The 17,517-nt window shown below is 55.9% G+C and carries 14 protein-coding genes and 1 pseudogene; 5 read left to right on the top strand and 10 right to left on the bottom strand.

Annotation, left to right across the window (positions count from 1 at the left end; genetic code table 11):
* Window positions 1-199 precede the first annotated feature (199 nt).
* Genes V0R60_RS20160 through V0R60_RS20150 form a run of 3 tightly spaced genes read right to left on the bottom strand, consistent with a single transcriptional unit; the run spans window position 200 to window position 4,307 of the window.
* A complete protein-coding gene (locus tag V0R60_RS20160; protein ID WP_136475574.1) occupies window positions 200-1,540 on the bottom strand; it encodes an MFS transporter in 1,341 nt (446 codons plus the stop codon).
* Between the two features lie 53 nt (window positions 1,541-1,593).
* Entirely contained in the window at window positions 1,594-3,126 is a 1,533-nt protein-coding gene (locus V0R60_RS20155; protein WP_330080241.1) for a class I adenylate-forming enzyme family protein, read from the bottom strand.
* A gap of 2 nt (window positions 3,127-3,128) precedes the next feature.
* Entirely contained in the window at window positions 3,129-4,307 is a 1,179-nt protein-coding gene (locus V0R60_RS20150) for a thiolase domain-containing protein (RefSeq protein WP_136475572.1), read from the bottom strand.
* Between the two features lie 146 nt (window positions 4,308-4,453).
* On the opposite strand from V0R60_RS20150, the gene V0R60_RS20145 reads away from it, so the two are divergent.
* The gene (locus V0R60_RS20145; RefSeq protein ID WP_330080242.1) at window positions 4,454-5,026 is read left to right on the top strand and encodes a LuxR C-terminal-related transcriptional regulator; all 573 of its coding nucleotides are present in this window, start codon (window positions 4,454-4,456) and stop codon (window positions 5,024-5,026) included.
* A 360-nt stretch (window positions 5,027-5,386) separates the two neighbouring features.
* Window positions 5,387-5,590: a hypothetical protein gene (locus tag V0R60_RS20140; RefSeq protein WP_136475570.1), complete on the top strand. Its 204-nt coding sequence runs from the start codon at window positions 5,387-5,389 to the stop codon at window positions 5,588-5,590.
* Window positions 5,591-5,597: 7 nt separating this feature from the next.
* Here the strand turns inward: V0R60_RS20140 and V0R60_RS20135 are convergent, their stop codons facing one another.
* Window positions 5,598-5,891: a DUF3077 domain-containing protein gene (locus V0R60_RS20135; protein WP_330080243.1), complete on the bottom strand. Its 294-nt coding sequence runs from the start codon at window positions 5,889-5,891 to the stop codon at window positions 5,598-5,600.
* A 561-nt stretch (window positions 5,892-6,452) separates the two neighbouring features.
* Between V0R60_RS20135 and V0R60_RS20130 the strand changes: the two genes are divergently transcribed.
* The 3 genes from V0R60_RS20130 to V0R60_RS20120 all read left to right on the top strand — a co-directional run bounded on the left by V0R60_RS20130 (window position 6,453) and on the right by V0R60_RS20120 (window position 9,794).
* Window positions 6,453-7,445: a formylglycine-generating enzyme family protein gene (locus V0R60_RS20130; protein ID WP_330080244.1), complete on the top strand. Its 993-nt coding sequence runs from the start codon at window positions 6,453-6,455 to the stop codon at window positions 7,443-7,445.
* A gap of 172 nt (window positions 7,446-7,617) precedes the next feature.
* Entirely contained in the window at window positions 7,618-8,610 is a 993-nt protein-coding gene (locus V0R60_RS20125) for a formylglycine-generating enzyme family protein (RefSeq protein ID WP_330080245.1), read from the top strand.
* A gap of 176 nt (window positions 8,611-8,786) precedes the next feature.
* Entirely contained in the window at window positions 8,787-9,794 is a 1,008-nt protein-coding gene (locus V0R60_RS20120) for a formylglycine-generating enzyme family protein (protein WP_330080246.1), read from the top strand.
* Between the two features lie 384 nt (window positions 9,795-10,178).
* Here V0R60_RS20120 and V0R60_RS20115 read toward each other — a convergent pair.
* The 6 genes and pseudogenes from V0R60_RS20115 to tssK all read right to left on the bottom strand — a co-directional run.
* A pseudogene (locus V0R60_RS20115) lies at window positions 10,179-10,418 on the bottom strand (type VI secretion system tip protein VgrG); the annotation flags it as partial.
* 95 nt (window positions 10,419-10,513) lie between these two features.
* Entirely contained in the window at window positions 10,514-11,527 is a 1,014-nt protein-coding gene (locus V0R60_RS20110) for a serine/threonine-protein kinase (protein ID WP_136475563.1), read from the bottom strand.
* Window positions 11,524-12,252: a PP2C family protein-serine/threonine phosphatase gene (locus V0R60_RS20105; RefSeq protein WP_136475562.1), complete on the bottom strand. Its 729-nt coding sequence runs from the start codon at window positions 12,250-12,252 to the stop codon at window positions 11,524-11,526. The genes V0R60_RS20110 and V0R60_RS20105 overlap by 4 nt, the downstream gene beginning before the upstream one ends.
* Window positions 12,252-15,776, bottom strand: coding sequence for a type VI secretion system membrane subunit TssM (gene tssM, locus V0R60_RS20100; RefSeq protein WP_330080247.1), 3,525 nt, complete (start codon window positions 15,774-15,776; stop codon window positions 12,252-12,254). Before tssM ends, V0R60_RS20105 begins: the two co-directional genes overlap by 1 nt.
* A gap of 14 nt (window positions 15,777-15,790) precedes the next feature.
* A complete protein-coding gene (gene icmH, locus V0R60_RS20095) occupies window positions 15,791-16,660 on the bottom strand; it encodes a type IVB secretion system protein IcmH/DotU (RefSeq protein WP_330080248.1) in 870 nt (289 codons plus the stop codon).
* 5 nt (window positions 16,661-16,665) lie between these two features.
* A complete protein-coding gene (gene tssK, locus V0R60_RS20090) occupies window positions 16,666-17,502 on the bottom strand; it encodes a type VI secretion system baseplate subunit TssK (RefSeq protein ID WP_330143362.1) in 837 nt (278 codons plus the stop codon).
* Window positions 17,503-17,517: the final 15 nt, after the last annotated feature.

Below are 17,517 nucleotides of genomic sequence, written 5' to 3'. Positions count from 1 at the left end.
AAGTTCATGCTTAGTTAGATTTCAAACATTCCCTATGTTTTTAAAATACGCCAAAAGAATGGTGTTTCAAAAATATAACAACTGCACTTCTTTAATAGCGAAAGTCTTCAGCGAATGCTGTTTCTTATCGCGTGTATTTCATACCTCGTTGCGGCTGATCTTCCCCTTCAAAGAGCGAGCAAGCCCGCTCCTCCCCCCCCTACACCGCAGTGCCTGCCAGCTTCAAGTCGACCTGGGCAGGCGCTGATTCCGTTGCCCCGTGGCACGCCACAAAATCCTCCTTGCGCAATGCCACCAAGGCAATCAGCGACACAATTCCGGTGCCAATATAGAAGTACCAAGGCGATGAAATATCACCGGTCTGCTGAATCAACCAGGTAGAAATCAAAGGCGCACTGCCGCCGAACACTGCCACAGGAATGTTGTAGGCCACCGCGATTCCCGTCGAGCGGATCCGCGTGGGCAGCAATTCACTCATGGTCGCGTAGGTGGACGAAGCGTACAGACCAAACAGAATCGCCACCGCCATCAGCGGATAGAAGAAAGACGCCGCAGTGGCTGTTGGTGCAGCCTTGAAGAACCAATACATCGACGCTGTCGCCAACACCCCCACCACCATCAGGAACGGCTTGCGCCCATATTTATCGGTGAACATGCCGCCAAACGGCATGACGAAAGCTGCCGATAGACTGGCAATGAACACGTAAAGCAGCGTGGTACCACTGTCGAACTTGAGAATGCGCGACATGTAGGTCGAGGCAAAGGTCAGCACCAGGTAGAAAATCGAGCTGTGCAGGGTGATGATGAAAAACACCAACGCAATCGCCCGCTTCCACTGCCATACCTCACGCAATGGCGCCTTGGAGGTTTCTCCCGCTTTCTGCAAGGCAAGGAACTCGGGGCTGTCTTCAAGCTTCAGGCGGATATACATAGAGATCAAACCCATGGGACCTGCTACCAGGAAGGGAATACGCCAGCCCCAATCCTGCATCAGATCAGCACCTAGCGCCCAGGTCATGCCGTTGGCTACCACACCGCCAAGCACCAGGCCCAATACTGCCGTCACCATCAACCAGCAGGTGGAGAAGCCGCGCCGCCCAGGCCCGGCATACTCGGAGATAAAGCTGGTAATGGTGCCGATCTCGCCACCGGCAGAAAAGCCCTGCACACAACGGATCAACACCAACAGAATCGGAGCGGCGATGCCGATGGACGCATAAGTGGGCAGCATGCCCAGCAGGCAGGTGGAACCTGCCATCATCACCAGCACGGTGATCAGGGTTTTGCGCCGACCGATCTTGTCGGCCAATGGGCCGAAGAACAACCCGCCCAAGGGACGGATGAAAAAACTCAAGGCGAAGGCGGCAAAGCTACTGAGCAGGCTGGTGGTCGGATCATCGGAAACAAAAAACGCCTGACCGATGTACACCGCCAGAAAGCCATAGACGCCATAGTCGTACCATTCGATCAGGTGCCCAGAGGTTGCTCCGATGAACGCGCGCCGCCGTTGCCGGGCCGGATTGTGCTGAAGATTTGCCATAGCAGTATTCCTGTCTTGTTTTTATTGATGGAAAGCGGTCCTACATCAGTCGTTTACAAAACGGCGGCGCTTGCGGCCTCCTTAAGCCAGTGGCGCAATTCAGTCTTGAGTACTTTGCCGTAGCTGTTTTTCGGCAGCTCGGCGAGAAACACATACTTCTTCGGCTTCTTGAACGAAGCCATGCGTTCGATGAACCAGGCTGTCAGTGCACGTTCATCCAGCAAGGCTGCATCACGGGCAACCACAAAGGCCACCACCGATTCGCCCCACTGCTCATCCGCCTCACCCACAACGCATACCTCGAACACCTGGGGGTGCAGCGCCAATACTTCCTCAACTTCGCGTGGGTACACGTTGCTGCCGCCAGAGATGATGACGTCCTTGCAACGGTCGGTGAGGGTCAGGTAGCCCTGCTCATCAAGAAAGCCGATATCACCTGTCAGTAACCAACCATCGACCAAGGTTTCACGGCTGGCTGCTTCGTTGCGCCAGTAGCCTTGCATTACCGTTGGTCCACGGACCGCTATCTGCCCGGGCTGGCCGAACGGCAAGGGCCGACGATCGCCATCCAGCACCTGCACATCGACACATGAATGCGCCAGTCCCACTGAAGCCGCAACACCCGCCCAATCCGCTCGCTGACGATCGGCGATCACTTCACGGGGCAAGGCGCTGATGGTCATCGGGCTTTCGCCCTGGCCGTAGATCTGCACCAAGCGCGCACCGAAGGTGTCCACGGCATCCTGCAAATCCGCCAGGTACATCGGCGCACCACCGTAGACAATGGTTTTGACCCCGTCTCCGGCATAGCCGACCACGCGCGCCTGCTCGACCATACGCTTGACCATGGTCGGCGCGGCAAACAGCGAAACGTCGCCAAGCCGGGCAGCCAGGTCGAACACTTCTTGCGCCTTGAAGCCGCGCGACGCCGGCACCACATGCCGCGCACCACAACGCACATGTATGAAGTTGTACAAGCCGGCGCCATGAGACATCGGTGCTGCATATACCACGGCATCGTCAGCGTTGACGGGATCAACATCCACTGGGTAGCACAGAGACATCGCCACCAGGTTGCCGTGGGAAAGCATCACCCCCTTCGAGCGTCCAGTGGTGCCCGAGGTATAGAACAACCAGGCCAAATGATCGGCCGTGCAGGTGTAGGGTGTTGCCAGTGCAGCGCCAACATCGGCGATCACGCGTTCGCGCCCCGCCTGCTCGAAGCAGCCCTCAGCCAGCTCGCCGCGCGCAAAGACCTGGCCGTCGTCAGTGAAGATCAGCTTCGCCTCGGCGTTGTCGACAATCCAGGCCGCCTCGCTGCGGTGCAGCTTGCAATTGATCGGCACAGCCACGGCACCGATCCACCAGACCGCATACATCAACTCCAGGTACTCGCAGCAGTTCTTCATGAACAGAGCTACCCGCTCACCGGGGCGAACTCCATGCTCGTGAACAAACTGCAACGCCAAACCGCGCACTCGATTGGCAAAAGTACGGTAATCGGCAATCTGCTGGTGCCCCTCAAACAGCGCCGGGCGCTCGGGCCAGCGTTGCGCGGCAGCTTGCAACCAATTGGCAATATTCACCGTTACGCCCTCCGTGCCTGAAGCACCGAGGCGTAGTTGGCCACTGCCATCCCACCCATGTTGAACAGCAACCCGAACTCGGCATTCGGCGCCGCCAGGCCAATCGGCTTACCGGTCAATTGAGCAAAGGCCAAGGCATGCATCGATACACCTGTTGCGCCCACCGGATGCCCCTTGGCCTTGAGCCCGCCGGACAGGTTCACCGGCAGCTTGCCACCGGGCTGGACAATACCCTCCTCCAGCGCCCGCTGGCCTTGCCCTTGTGGGGCCAAGCCCATGGCCTCATAAATCAGCAATTCGGCGATGGTGAAACAATCGTGCACCTCGGCGAAACTCAACTCGCCCAGGCTCACCTGTGCCTTGTCCATCGCTGCACGAATTGCCCGCTGCGGGCCTTCAAAGGCCAGCAAGTCGCGGCGAGACAAGGGCAGGTAATCATTGACCTGCACCATGCTCTTGATCGCGACCTCGCGACGGAACTGCCGTGCACGCTTGCTCGACGCCAACACAATCGCCGCCGCGCCATCACTCACCAACGAACAGTCGGTCAGGCGCAGCGGCTCGGCAATGTATGGATTGCTCGGCGAAACAGTGTTGCAGTGCTCAAAACTCATCGCTTTGTGCATCTGCGCCAACGGGTTGCTCATGGCATTGGCGTGGTTCTTCGCGGCGATGGCCGCCATCGCCGACAGCGGGCTTTGATAGCGCTGTTCATAATGAGCGGCCGCCAAGCCAAACAATTGCGGAAAACTCAGCCCAGCCTCATCGCTATCATGCTGGTAGCCCGCCCCGGCCAACGCCGTGGTGACTTGCTCGGTGGAATTGGCAGTCATTTTCTCGGCACCCACCACCAGCACCAACTCTGCTTCGCCGGCACGAATGGCATTGATCCCCGCCTGAATCGCCGCCGCCCCAGAAGCGCAGGCATTTTCGCAGCGAGCAGCTGGTTTAAAGCGCAACGCGGGATCGGCCTGCAACATCAGCGACGCTGGAAAGCCATCGGCTACCAGCCCCGAATTGAAGTGTCCGAGAAACAGCGCATCAATTTCCGCGGCGGCCACATCAGCGTCAGCCAGGGCGGCACGGGTTACATCGACAATCAGGTCTTCCAGCGTGGCGTCGGTCAAGCGGCCAAAGCGTGAATGCGCGGCAGCGACGATGCTGACAGAATCGGTAGCCATGGTTTTTGTCCTTTTGTTGATCAGGCGTTCCCTACAATGGCCCCAAGCGCAAAGCCCTCGCTATTCGTGCAACTACGTATAGGGATCAGTAGCTCGATTGATGGATACTGCATGGCAACACTGAAAAGAAACAGGCAGCCAGCGCCATGACCGACCCCGCCCGACAACTGCAAGATCTTGAGCGCCTGGCGTTCCAGGTGTCGCCTGCGCCCCAGGTGATCACCGGCAACCGGCGCATGCTCGACCTCAACGAGGCCTTCCAAAACCTATTCGGCTACCAGCGCAGCGACCTGCTTGGCGAGCTCATTCTCAAGCTCTACCCCTCCAAAGCTGACTACCAGGCCATCGGCGAACGCAGCCTGAGCTGGCTGCGCCACGCCAAGAATGGCGCCTACTCGGACGAGCGATTCATGCAGCACCACAACGGCGAAGTCTTCTGGGCCCGGGCCAATGGCTACACCCTGACCCCGGACGACCCGTTCCAACTGATGGTGTGGCACTTTGAACGGATGGACCGCGTGTTTCGGCCCACCGTTAACCTCACGGCGAGGGAGCGGGAAGTTTCGGCGCACATCGTCAACGGCCTGACCTACAAAGAGATCGGCCGTAAATTGAACATCTCCCACCGCACGGTGGAAGTGCATCGGGCAAGGCTGATGAAAAAGTTGCAGGCGAAGAACAGCGCGGAGTTGGTGTCGCGGATTATCGTTTTGAACTGAGGGATGGCTCCGCTATCAGGCAGTACCGTCCGTCCCGAATCGCCAGAACCTAGTATTTTTGTCAGTTGTGGCGCGGCGCCGCTCAGCCTATAAATAACCCAAGCATGAGGGGATGAGGTCACCGGAAAATAGATGTATATCTTGACCGGCCCGATTCCTCTCATGCCCCATCTTCTGATAGCACTTGGTCGCCATTCGTCGCCTTGGATCTCGCGACAGCCAATTATCCAGCAGCTCTGGCGTGGCTATTGCAAATGCCGCCTCAGCGGCCCCGAAAAGACGTAATTCTGACGCGGCAGCGGCCAAAATCAACGTCCAAGGGCGCCTACAAGACGCCTGCTCAGCTATCGGAGATATAACGTGTCAACGCTCAATGAAATCGCAATGAACCACGCGAAAATGGTCAAAAGGCTGGCGGATGAATCAATCGCCCTTGAGCAGCGTCAGCCCCTGGTCGTGGGTGGTTTCGAGGTTTCATCCCTTGATACGCCACACCACCTGCCGCTGCCCTTTATCATTGATGTTCAAGACCGAAACATCGAGCTGACTGCCGCATCGCTGTGATCCACCCTTAGGTAGCGGCGAGCAAGCTGTGCGCCAAGTCGTCGACCAACGCCTTGGCCATACCCAGCAGATAATGTGCCGCCCAGGCGCTCGTCGCATCCTCCTCCAGCCCAGCCTGCAACGTCAGCGTTTGCGCACAGGCCATCAACGTTGACACCTGCTCGAGCACAAACTCCGCACTGTGCCCTGGCTCGACCCGAAACAACCGCTGTACACCTCCCCCGCGCTCGCCTTCACCGAAGGTTGCGACACCTACTGTCTTGAGATTCGAAACACTGCCGAATCGCGGATTCTTATCCATCCCAACCTCCCTGGCCAAGTTGGCCTTTATGCAACGGCGCCAGGCTTTGAGGAACACGTGGGCGTGGGTGAGTAGTGGGTCGATGAGGTGAATTGTTGGCGGGGATGAAGTGGTGGATCGGGGACGATTTTTAGCATGACGAACTCCTTTGCTTTAGGGAGCTGCCACAACCTTTGCTGTCAAACAAAGGTGGCAGCTATACGTGGGTTGACAGACCGGTAAAGCAAAGGGAAAACCGGCGCACACGAAGGTGCCCCACGTACAGCCGCCATAACGCGAGCACATGCGGATTCACTTTGAATTCGGTCTGTCAAAACCGGTCGTTGAATTGGCAACGACCGAGCGAGACTAGAGCTGGATCTAAAGCGTCGCAATGGCTTTTAGGCGGCAAAAGTATGAATAGGAAATGGACTACATGGAATCAGGAAATTCTGAAAGATTTTCCCGCTGCTCCTGTGTATTCATTGCACCTGTAAGATTCGATGGAAATCTCGGCTTCACCCAAGGTTGTTACTGGTAGCTGGTTTCTGACTATTGTCTCACCTGAACAAGGACACCCCCGTGCCAAGTCGGTTGTTGATAACCACCTGTACCTGCTTGCTATTGGCAGGTTGCCAGGAACAGTCGCTCCCCCACCCCAAAAGCCAGAAGCTCTCCGTCGATAAGGTGGCAGAAATCGCCTCGACCATAGAGCGAAAATACCCAAACCTTTCCATTGAGACGCGCAGCAAAGTGCTCAATACTGTTGTGCGATCACTGGATAATATGGTGTTTGTTGAGGGCGGAGCGTTTCAAATGGGAGATTTTGGGTGGCCATTTGATGATGATCCACATAATTTATGTGAGTGGCCTTGTGGAGTACATCCCTCTAAAATTGGGCGAATAACTATGCACGGAGAGGACGACTTCGTTCACCCTGTAAAGCTCAGTAGCTACTCCCTATCTAAATTTCAAACGACCATAAAAGACTTTGACATCTTCTTTATCTCTCAATCCAAACCAGTGTTCAATGCAGAGGACAGGAAGCGTAAAGACATTCAATTTCTGCATGAACCGAACCATCCTGCCCCTACAAAAGAATGGCAAGAAGCCAAAGACTACTGTGGCTGGCTGGGTGATCTAAGTGGATATCAAGTCGATCTGCCGACAGAAGCACAATGGGAGTATGCCGCTAGAAATCGAGGCAAGCATGTAGTATTTCCCACCGATAATGGTAGCTTGAATTATGGAAGAAATTTCCCTGAGCCCAAGGTAAAACGCGTATTTCCAGTAGATAGCTTCGTTGCTAACCCTTTGGGCATTTACAACCTTTCTGGAAATGCAACAGACTGGGTTAATGATTGGTACGACAAGGATTATTACCGCCGCTCGCCTGTCAATAATCCTCAAGGGCCACGTACTGGTAGGGAACGAATATGGCGCGGCGCAAATGTCCTTGAAGACCCCCTATTAAGTGCCAGTACGGTCCGCCGCTGGGGTGTTGAGCCAATACAAGAGGACTACTACCCCAGCGTCGGTTTTCGTTGTGCAATACAATCAGAACACCCACTCTAAGACCTTAAATGCGTTAAGAAAAGGACTACATAAAATCAGGAATTCTGAGAAATTCATCTGCGCTATTGTGTACTCATTACATCTGTAAAATTCGACAAAACCTCGATATCACCGATTGCGTCTTACTAGTTTTTGTTTTTGACTACCGCCTCACTGGAATAAGGACATCCCCGTGCCCAGACAGTTTTTATTAGCGATTTGCACCTTACTGCTGATGGCAGGTTGCCAGGGACAGTCGACCTCTCACCCCAAAAGCCAGAAACTCTCCGTCGACAAGGTGAACGAAATCGCCTCGACCATTGAGCGGAAATACCCCAACCTCTCCGCCGAGACTCGCGACAAAGTGCTCAACACTGTTGTGCGGTCACTGGACAATATGGTGTTTGTTGAGGGAGGTGAGTTTCAGATGGGGGATTTTGGGTGGCCATATGATGACGACCCAACCGATTTATGTGACTGGCCCTGCGGAATGGATAGAAGTCAGATGGGTAATATAACGATGTTCGGCGATGATGACTTTGTTCATCCAGTCAAGCTGAGCAGCTACTACCTTTCGAAATTTCAGACAACTATTGAAAGCTTCGATTTATTTTTCACCGTTCATGGAAAGCCTGTTTTTAATGTTGAGCGACGCAAGCGAAAAGACTTGATTGACCTTCATTACCCTAATCTTCCAGCACCAGCAAAGAGCTGGCAAGAGGCGAAGGATTACTGTATATGGCTCAGGCAGCTCAGCGGCTATCCAGTCGATTTACCAACCGAGGCGCAATGGGAATTTGCAGCCCGCAATCGAGGACAAAAAATCATATTCCCCACTGACAATGGAAGCTTAAATTATGGAAGAAATTTCCCAGAACCCCATATCCTTGACACGTTCGCTGTAGATAAATTTCCGCCTAATTCTTTAGGCATTTACAACCTCTCAGGGAATGCAACGGACTGGGTCAATGATTGGTATGACAAAAATTACTATCATTATTCCCCTATCGAAAATCCCCAAGGTCCCGATACCGGAACACAGAAAGTATGGCGGGGTACGAACATGCTAGAGGACCCATTATTAAGCGCCAGTACTGTTAGACGCTGGGGCGTAGAACCGGTACAAGGTGGCCACTATGCAGGCATAGGTTTCCGCTGCTCAATCCAATCCGAACTCGCGTTGTGATCTATTCAAGTTGAAGCACACTTTAGTATCATCAATTAAGTGAAGCGTAAATGGTGGGCATGGGCAGTTTCTGCATGAAAAGCCGCATTACTAAACCAGATACAGGTCTCGCGCCCCATCACCTTGCAGTGGCAGCTAGTTTTTGACTATTGCCTCACCCGAATAAGGACATCCTCGTGCCCAGACAGTTTTTATTAGCGACTTGTACCTTGCTGCTGCTGGCAGGTTGCCAGGGACAGTCGATCCCTCACCCCAAAAGCCAGAAACTCTCCGTCGACAAGGTGAACGAAATCGCCTCGACCATTGAGCGAAAATACCCAAATCTCTCCGCCGAGACTCGCGGTAAAGTGCTCAACACCGTTGTGCAGTCGCTGGGCAATATGGTGTTTATTGAGGGTGGTGAGTTTCAGATGGGGGATTTTGGGTGGCCTCGTGATGACGACCCTTCAAATCTCTGCGACTGGCCTTGTGGGGTTGAACCGACGCAAATGGGCCCTATTAGCATGGGCGCGGATAATAAATTTGTGCACCCGGTAAAATTAAAGAGCTTTTCGCTTTCAAAATACCAAGTAACACTAGATGATTTTGATATATTCTTCATAGCCAACGGGAAAGAGCTAATCGACACTGAGTATCGACAGCGCGCAGATTTACAACATCTCTATCAACCTAAGCTCCCTGCCCCCACTAAAAGCTGGCAAGAGGCCAAGGATTACTGCGGATGGTTAGGAACACTATCTAATTACCCGATCGACCTACCAACCGAAGCACAATGGGAGTACGCAGCACGCAACCGTGGCCAATACTTATCTTTCCCAACCGACAATGGAAACTTAAATTACGGCCGCAACTTTCCACACCCAGACGAGCAGAATACATTTCCCGTTGATAGGTTCGTGCCCAACCCGCTCGGAATTTACAACCTATCGGGTAATGCAACAGATTGGGTTAACGATTGGTACGATGAAGACTACTATCAATACTCCCCACTCGAAGACCCACAGGGCCCAGCGGTTGGAGTTCAAAAATCTCGCCGAGGGGCTAACGTGGGAGAAGACCCACTATTAACAGGCAGCACTGTTATGCGGCTTCCCAGTGCACCTATCAAAATATGGTATCTTCCGGGATCGAGCTTTCGCTGTTCAATTCAATCTCACTCGCCTCTGTCATCCTCGTCACGATAGCTTCGTTTGCTGACGCCTGATTAAAGTGCGGTTATTCGACCTGTAGCAATTCGTCAGCGCTTCAGATTTTTCGAGTAGCTGTTCTTCTTGCCCAGCTATTTATTTAATGGCTCACCCGCCATGATCAGGGATGAGACGCGAACAAAGCTATTGATCATTTCGCGCTAGGGATTGAAATGGCAACGGGTGGCTAGAACTTATTCGGGTTCGCCGCGATGGTTTATAGCCGCTAGAAGCATGATTAGGAAAAGGACTACATAAAATCAAGAATCGCTGAGAGATTTTCCTGCGCTATTGTGTATTCATTACATCTGTAAAATTCGACAAACCTTCGATTTCACCGATAGCGTCTTACTAATTGCTGGTTTTGACTATCGCCTCACCGCCCACCGCCACATCGTCGATGAACCCGTGAAGCCCTTCACCGCGCAAGCCCAAGCGCAGGAAGGCTGGCTGGTTGAGCAAACTTTCCAGTTCGATGTTGGAGTACTCGCTGACCAGTTCGATGCGCAGCGCGTAGAGGGTGCTGATGGCTTCGCTGCCCTTGAACGCCAGTACTTTAAAGTCGTTGCGCACCGAGGGGATGAGTAGTTCGAACTGCGCGGTATTGGCCGACGCAAACATAAGCTAATCCTTGAGCTGAGTGAGTAAAAGTGAGCAACAGGCCATCTGATCCAATCGAAAAATCGTGGACTGCAGGGTGTACGAGTACGCGGTTTTCATAGCCGACACCTCGCTAGCCAACCCTTTAGCCTTGACGTCGGTCGCGCCAATGCAGCGCGTAGCTGGGAGACATCAGAAAGGCGCGTGCACGGGTCAAAACTCAGCGCTTTTTGCAGCGCAGGCCAGCACTGCCTCGGCAAGCCACCGGGCCTGGTCAGCGTTTGGTCCAGACCTTCATCGCGAGCCTGGGTGGCGGGTAAGCGCTTGAACGGGTGCTTTCCGCACACCAGCTCATAGATCACGCAGCCCAGCGCGTACAGATCACTACGGACCGACAGCGCACCGCCCTCCAGTAGTTCTGCCGCGGCGTAGCTGGGTGTCCAGGCGTTGATTTGGCTGCGGCTCAATTGCGCCAACCCAGGCAGTGCGCCTTCCTCGGCTTTGCCAAGACCGAAGTCGAACAGTCGCACGCCGCGCTCGCTGAGCATCACGTTGCTTGGTTTCAGGTCGCCATGCAGTACGCCGCACGTGTGGCTGTAAGCCAGGGCGTCGAGCAACGGCAAGGCCACATCACGTACTTCATGCCACGGCAACCCCGTGGGGCGTTCACAGAGCAGTTTGTCCAAGGTAAGGCCATGCATCAGCTCCATGGTGATAAAGGCACGCTGGCAATGGGTGTCCACCTCGAAACTGTGCAGCCGGACCACGTTCGGGTGATGCAAGCGCCGAGTCAGAGCAAATTCGCTGTAGAGCAAAGCGCTGGCATCTGGCGACTCAAGGAAGGTATCGCTCAACAGCTTGATCGCTATATAGGGATCGGGATCACCGAATTGCTCATGCAGCAGATCCCGGGCCCGGTAGACAGCGCCCATCCCCCCCGCTCCCAGCAGACGCTCAAGACGATAACGGCCCAGCAGCACCTGCGGAAGCTCCGGCAGCGGTGCTGCAGGCTTGTTTTCGAGGGCCACCAAATTGCCCGCCGCGTTGCTGGACCTGGCGAACGCAAAGTACGTCGGGTCCAGCAACGCTTCGTCGCTGGCCTCCCTCAGCCCCTCATGGAGCTCGTTCACGGGCGAATCACCACGGCCGTCAGGTTGTCACGTGCCGCGCCATGCAAGACGCCGTCGAACAGACGCTTCAACGCGGCCTGCGGCGAAGGCAGGCTCAAGGCTTTGCCCAGGACATCGCTGGCCAACCCTTGGTAAAGGCCGTCGCTACAGAGCAGAAAGGCATCGCCTGGGTAGGTTTTCAGCTCCAGCACGTCCAGGGTCAGTTGCTCGCTCGCGCCAACAGCGCGGGTCAAGGCATTGGCCTGCGGATGGGCTTTTGCCTGCGCGATACTCATTTTTTGCTCGTCAACCAGTTGCTGTCGCAGCGAATGGTCCCTGGTCAACTGGTAAAGCCGTTGCCCACGCCACAGGTAACAGCGGCTGTCCCCGGCCCAGACACAAGCCGCACGGTTGCCTTCGAGCAACAGCGCAACCACGGTGCTGCCGATGATGCTGTCGCGTCGTTCGGCAGTTACCGTAAGTTCTTGGCCGAGGCGCCGATTGAGCCAATGCAGGCATTCGCGCAGGCCTTTGAGACGCTCATCGAAGCAGTTGTAAGCCGGTAAGTCAGCCAGGCTTGCGACGATCAGCTGACTGGCGATATCACCTCCCCGATGCCCACCCATGCCATCGGCGACCACCCAAAGGCCCTGCTCCGGGCAATCGAGAAAAGCGTCTTCGTTGCGCGTCCGAACTTTACCCGGGTCGGTGCGCGCGGCACTGCGCCAAGTACTGGCAACCTGCATCAGAGCTGCACCGGCATATGGAAGCTGCGCAGCACGTCCATGTCGAACGGATTCGGCGTGCGCTGGCTCATAAGCAGGTAGTTGGCGCGCAAGCCACCTACCTCGGCCTTGAGCACCAGAACGTCACGGCCGCTCAGGTATTCGGTCTGCATCAGGTCAAGCAAACGAAACAACGACCAGGGCCCGGTGTTCTTCTCGATTCCGATCGGGCGCGCGGACATCTTTTCCAGCACCAGGCTGGTGCGACCATCCTCGGCATCGGTTGGCCACTGGAAAGACACCGGCATGATGGGGCCATGGCGGTATTCCAAGGCCTGGGCGCCGAAGCGAAACTCGGAGCGACTGACCGCAGGATCGAGGGTGTAAGGCTCAAGCTTGAACTGCACCTGCGGTTGTGTCGGGTTTTCAGCAAAAAAGCTGCGCCGAATCACATGGGCCGCTGCCATTTGGTTGAGATAGAGCTTGGAGACCGGCAGGCTTTGGCCGTCAATGCTGCGTAGATGGTAGCTACCCGGATCACCGCTGACAAAAGGCCGCAGGTAGGTTTCAAAGAAGCGCTCGGCAACGCCCTGAGCTTTGAAAAACTCACGAAAGTCATTGATGGCGACATCACTGGTACTGTGGGCGTTGAAGGGATAGCGCTTATTGATAGCCTTGCCGTAGAAGCTGTACAGCTCACTCTGATAGCGCTGGTTGAGAAACTGGTAGGCGTCGTTGAGTACCAGACGCCAGGTATCCTCTACCAGTATGTTGAACCAGGCACTTACCGGACGCGGCAACCGCAGCGAGGTGTTACGCAGGTTGCTGATCGCATCACGATGGCCACTCATACGCGCCCTGGCCATTTCAAATGCGCTTTGCTCAGGCAGGTTGGCACGGGCCAGGCTGGCCAACTGCAGTTGCAGATCATTAAGCGCCTGCAGCGCCAAGCTCAAATCAGGCGTGGGACCGTTGTTGTCGTCGAGCAAACGGTGCAACGCCTCGAACCGTCGCTGCAGTGATCGTTTTGCGGTGTCCGGCAGCGTGCTGGCCAAGGCTTGCTGAGCCTTTCCAGCAATAGCGGCAACGGCTGTGACCTTGCTCGGCGCCACTTTTGCCGTGTCGGCTGCAGCGACTACGTCTTCAGCGCTTTCAGCGAGCGCCTGGAAACGGGTATTTTCGCGTACCTCCACAAGCAGTTGCAGAATTGGCGAGTCGGCTGAGGTGAGCGCCGCCAACTGCGCAGCGCCTCCGCCTGCATCGTTGAAAGGTTGCAGGCCAATCCGCCCGACCGCTTCACTCCAGTAGTTGGCGTAGTCGCGAAAGTACAACTGCTCCAGTTCCACCATCAGGCGCCGCAGGTCCATACCGCTAATACCGCTGCCCTCCCCCAGCACCCAGTTGTCACGCAGGATATCCGTGACCAGCGCTGCACCCTGTACCGAAAAGTACTGTTGGTAGCCTTGCTGGGTGTAGAAGCCAGGTATGGCGTAGTCGGTGCCAAAAAACACATTGCTTTGCGACCTGAGGTGCTGGCTCAGGCGGTACTCCGGCAGGCTTCGACCCTGCTCGCGCAACACCCTATACACCACGTTGGCCAGCGATTCGCTGCGCAACACCTGACGGGCCTGGATAACCAACGGATCGTTGACGGGGTAGCTGAAGTTAAGTTTGAGCAGGCGCTGGAAATGTCCACTCAGGTCATTCTGCACCTTGGTGTTGCCGGCATAATGCGTCGACCAGGCGCTGGCCACCCAATCCCTGAGCCAGGCAGGATCGCGACGATCTGCCATGTTCAGCATCAAATACGCCCGCAAACTGTTGAGCAAGCGGTCGCGGTCACGCAGGTTGGTGCGAATCTGGCCTTCCAGCATTTGTGCCACCCGTGGCAGCAACTGTGCTTGCAGCTCCTGCTCATAAGCGTTGAGTACCGGCGGGTTGATCTTTTCGCCCTGATACAGGCCGACACGTTCGTACAGCGCAACATCGGTCGGAGCCGGAAACACGTTGGAGGCGTCGAAGCTGGCATCCAGAACCTTGAGTGCAGCCATCGCATCGTCCTGCGCACTCAGGTCTTCGCGCTGCTGGGTCCAGGTCTGTGCCAGCGAACGCAGGCTTTGCAATCGCTCATGGTTGGCAGAAAAACCTTGCGCCCACATCACGCCAAACAAGGCCAATACTGCCAATGCTCCCGCGTAAAGCGCGCGCTGCCCCCAGTGAATGCGCTTGCGCTCGCGTTTATCCAGGCCCGCCAGGTCAGCCTCGGGAAAAATCACCCGGCTCATCAGGTGATGAATGAATCTCGAAGGCCCGCTGCGCAACGTTGGCAGGACATCGGCGCCATTACTTGCCTGGGCGTCGTCGCCCTTGGGGTTCTGCGCCGGTTTTTCCGGCACATGGGGCGCGCTGGTCAGGTAAAAGCCGCGTAGCTGGCTGGCCTGTTGGTAGCGGTTGCCGGTGAAGGCCATATCCACGAACAGACAAAGGAGCTCGCCGATCTGGCCCAATTGATGTGGGAAGTCGAGGATCCGGCCCCGGCGTTGAGTATCGCGTTCCTGGTGCATGCGCATGATCACCTGGCTGTTCAGACGACGCAGCAGCTCCTCGAACTGCTGGCGCAGCATGGTCACGTCAGCACCGTTCTGTTCCTGGGCAAAGCTGCTGCCGAGTACTTGATCGCTTTCCTCGCGAGTCAACTGATCGAAGGATTCGTTAAACCCCGGCAGCCTATCGGCTTTACTCAGCACCAGGTAAACCGGCACGTCAACGTGCAGTTTCTGGCGAATGTCCTGTAGACGAGCGCGCACTTGATCGGCGATGACTTTCAGGCCCTCTTCATTGCCGCTGATGAGTACATCCACTGGAATACTCACCAACACCCCATTGAGAGGACGCCCGCGACGACGTTTGCGCAGCAGCTCAAGCAAGGTGTTCCAGGCGCTGCCATCGACTGCCGGATCTTCCTGGCTCAGGTAGCGGCCGGCGGTGTCGATCAGTACGCCGTGATCGGCAAAGTACCAATCGCAGTGTCGGGTACCGAAGGTGTCGCGTGTCAGCTTGCGCTCGACTTTGTTGATCGGAAAATCCAGGCCGGAAAACTCCAGCAAGCTGGTTTTGCCGCTGCTCTGCGGGCCGATCAGCAGGTACCACGGCAGATCGTTACGCCAATGTTCACTGCGGCCACGGTACAGGCTTGATGTCTTGAGGGTGCGCAGCGCTTCGTTGAAGCGGCCGCGCAGCACTTTCTGTTCTTTATCGATCGACTCTTCACGATGCAAGCGCAACTGGCCGTCTTCGCTGTCGTCCTGATCTTTCTTGCGGATCCCGGCGCGCCAGTTGGCGAAGACCATTGCCAGGCCCCAAAACAAAAACAGCACGCTGATGCTTAGCAATCGCGAGCTGGCACTCTTCCAGAACTTGTAGTCGTTGACCGCCAGCAACGGCCCGACGCCCCACACCAGCAGCGCAAAAAATAGCACCAGCGCCAGTGTCCAGACCCATGTTGTGGACAGGATCGCAGCGGCTTTTTTAAAGAAATTTTTCATCACGCATCTCTGATTTACGGCTGGGAATGAACCACGACAGGGTCAAGCTGCTGATAAGGACGCAGGACGCTGTCGCGCTGCTCACCCAAAACCCAGGCGAACCCCGAATACATCACTACCAGGCATGCCACGGTGAACAACGCAATCCCCCACACCGGCACGATGCGCACCAGGCGCCGCCGCTTGTCCCCGAGCCCTTGCCAATGCGGTGACAACTCGCGCGGTACATCGCCACGCAGTTGTCGGATCTGCCGGTACAGCGAGTCACGGATGTCCTCAAGTTCCAGCGTGCCGCGCGCAATCACCCGGTACTTGCCCTCGAAACCGAGGGACATGCACAAGTACATCAACTCCAACATTGGCAAATGCTTGACCGGATTCTTTGATAGCCGGTCCAACAACTGAAAGAACTTCTCGCCACCAAAGGTCTCGTTGTGAAAGCTGCTGAGCAGACTCATCTGTGACCACTCGCTTTCCTTGTTGCCTTTGGCAGTCACCACCGCCTCATCGATCACCGTGCACAGCACATAGCGAGCAGCCATTACCTGGCTGCTTTGCGCGCCATTCTCCTGCGCGCGCAGATCGAACAATTTCAAGCTGGCGGTCAGGCGCTCGTTCAGGTCCTGAAGACTTTCGTCGTTAGCGTCATGCTTAAGGCGCACCACCTCCGACAACAGGTCTGAGGCTGCCGCCACCAACGCATTGAGGCTGATGTTGAACGTTTCCGCCGGGCGCAGGCGCGCGGCGTAGATCATTCGATTCTCCAGTTGTTCGAAGCGCGGCGGTGCCTCGAAATCGGTCAACGCACCCCGCGCCGGGCCTTGCCCCTCGCGGTCGAGCAGGACGGTTTTGTCGTCCTGGTGTTGTTCCATTTCCTTGCTCATTTCGTTCAATTCCTGATGGCCCAGAATGTCAGTTCAAGCTCGGGAAATTCGCCAGACACATGAAAGGCAAGGCCACCGGAACGCTCCAGCTGTGCCAGGTCTTCAGAACTGAGCTCTAAAATGAAATAGGTTTTGTTGGCGTGAAACGCGATCTGCCGTGGCGCCACCGGCAGCGGCTTTATCTTGATCCCCGGCAGGTGCAGGTTGACCAGCTCCCGAATACGTTCCACCGGGCCGACCTTGAGATGTGCCGGCAGGCGATGGCGCAATTCTTCGGAGTCGCAATTGGCGCTGGCAGCGAGCACGAACGAAGCCGTACTTAGGAGTGTGTGATCGTGCAGCGCCGAAACCAAAATACCGTACTGACGTGGCTGCAACTCCAGCTCGATGGCGTGCTGCTCGAGCACCATCGATAGCACCTGTCGTATCGCTTCCATCAATTTGCGAAAGCTTGCGCCCTGGTCGCTATGTTGGTAGCGGCTGTCCAGGCGCGGTCGCTTACTGTCAGAGGCAAAGGTAGCGAGGTCACCCAGCATCGTCAGCAGTGCGCGGTACAGTGCTTCAGGCGGCAGCTGTTCCAGATCGAGATAATGACGCAGCAGCAACTCGGTGCGGTTGATCAACTGCAGCATCATGAAATCGCCGACCTCGGCACCACCCACCTTGCCGTTTGAACGTATCCGCTCGGCGATGGTGTCACCTCGGTGGCTAAGCATGCTGATCACTTCTTTCAAGCACGAAAGCAGATAGCCAGAGGCATGGATGTGGATGAAGGTTGGTAAATACCGTACTGACGTGGCTGCAACTCCAGCTCGATGGCGTGCTGCTCGAGCACCATCGATAGCACCTGTCGTATC

The sequence above is a fragment of the Pseudomonas auratipiscis genome (assembly GCF_036324085.1).
GTDB classification, from domain to species: domain Bacteria; phylum Pseudomonadota; class Gammaproteobacteria; order Pseudomonadales; family Pseudomonadaceae; genus Aquipseudomonas; species Aquipseudomonas auratipiscis.
This window is presented reverse-complemented; position numbering and strand designations above follow the sequence as displayed.

Coding starts and splice junctions, on each gene's coding strand:
- V0R60_RS20150 (WP_136475572.1), bottom strand. CDS start 4,307: ATGGCTACCGATTCTGTCAGCATCGTCGCTGCCGCGCATTCACGCTTT.
- V0R60_RS20105 (WP_136475562.1), bottom strand. CDS start 12,252: ATGCAGGTTGCCAGTACTTGGCGCAGTGCCGCGCGCACCGACCCGGGT.
- V0R60_RS20160 (WP_136475574.1), bottom strand. CDS start 1,540: ATGGCAAATCTTCAGCACAATCCGGCCCGGCAACGGCGGCGCGCGTTC.
- tssM (WP_330080247.1), bottom strand. CDS start 15,776: ATGAAAAATTTCTTTAAAAAAGCCGCTGCGATCCTGTCCACAACATGG.
- V0R60_RS20145 (WP_330080242.1), top strand. CDS start 4,454: ATGACCGACCCCGCCCGACAACTGCAAGATCTTGAGCGCCTGGCGTTC.
- V0R60_RS20135 (WP_330080243.1), bottom strand. CDS start 5,891: ATGGATAAGAATCCGCGATTCGGCAGTGTTTCGAATCTCAAGACAGTA.
- icmH (WP_330080248.1), bottom strand. CDS start 16,660: ATGAGCAAGGAAATGGAACAACACCAGGACGACAAAACCGTCCTGCTC.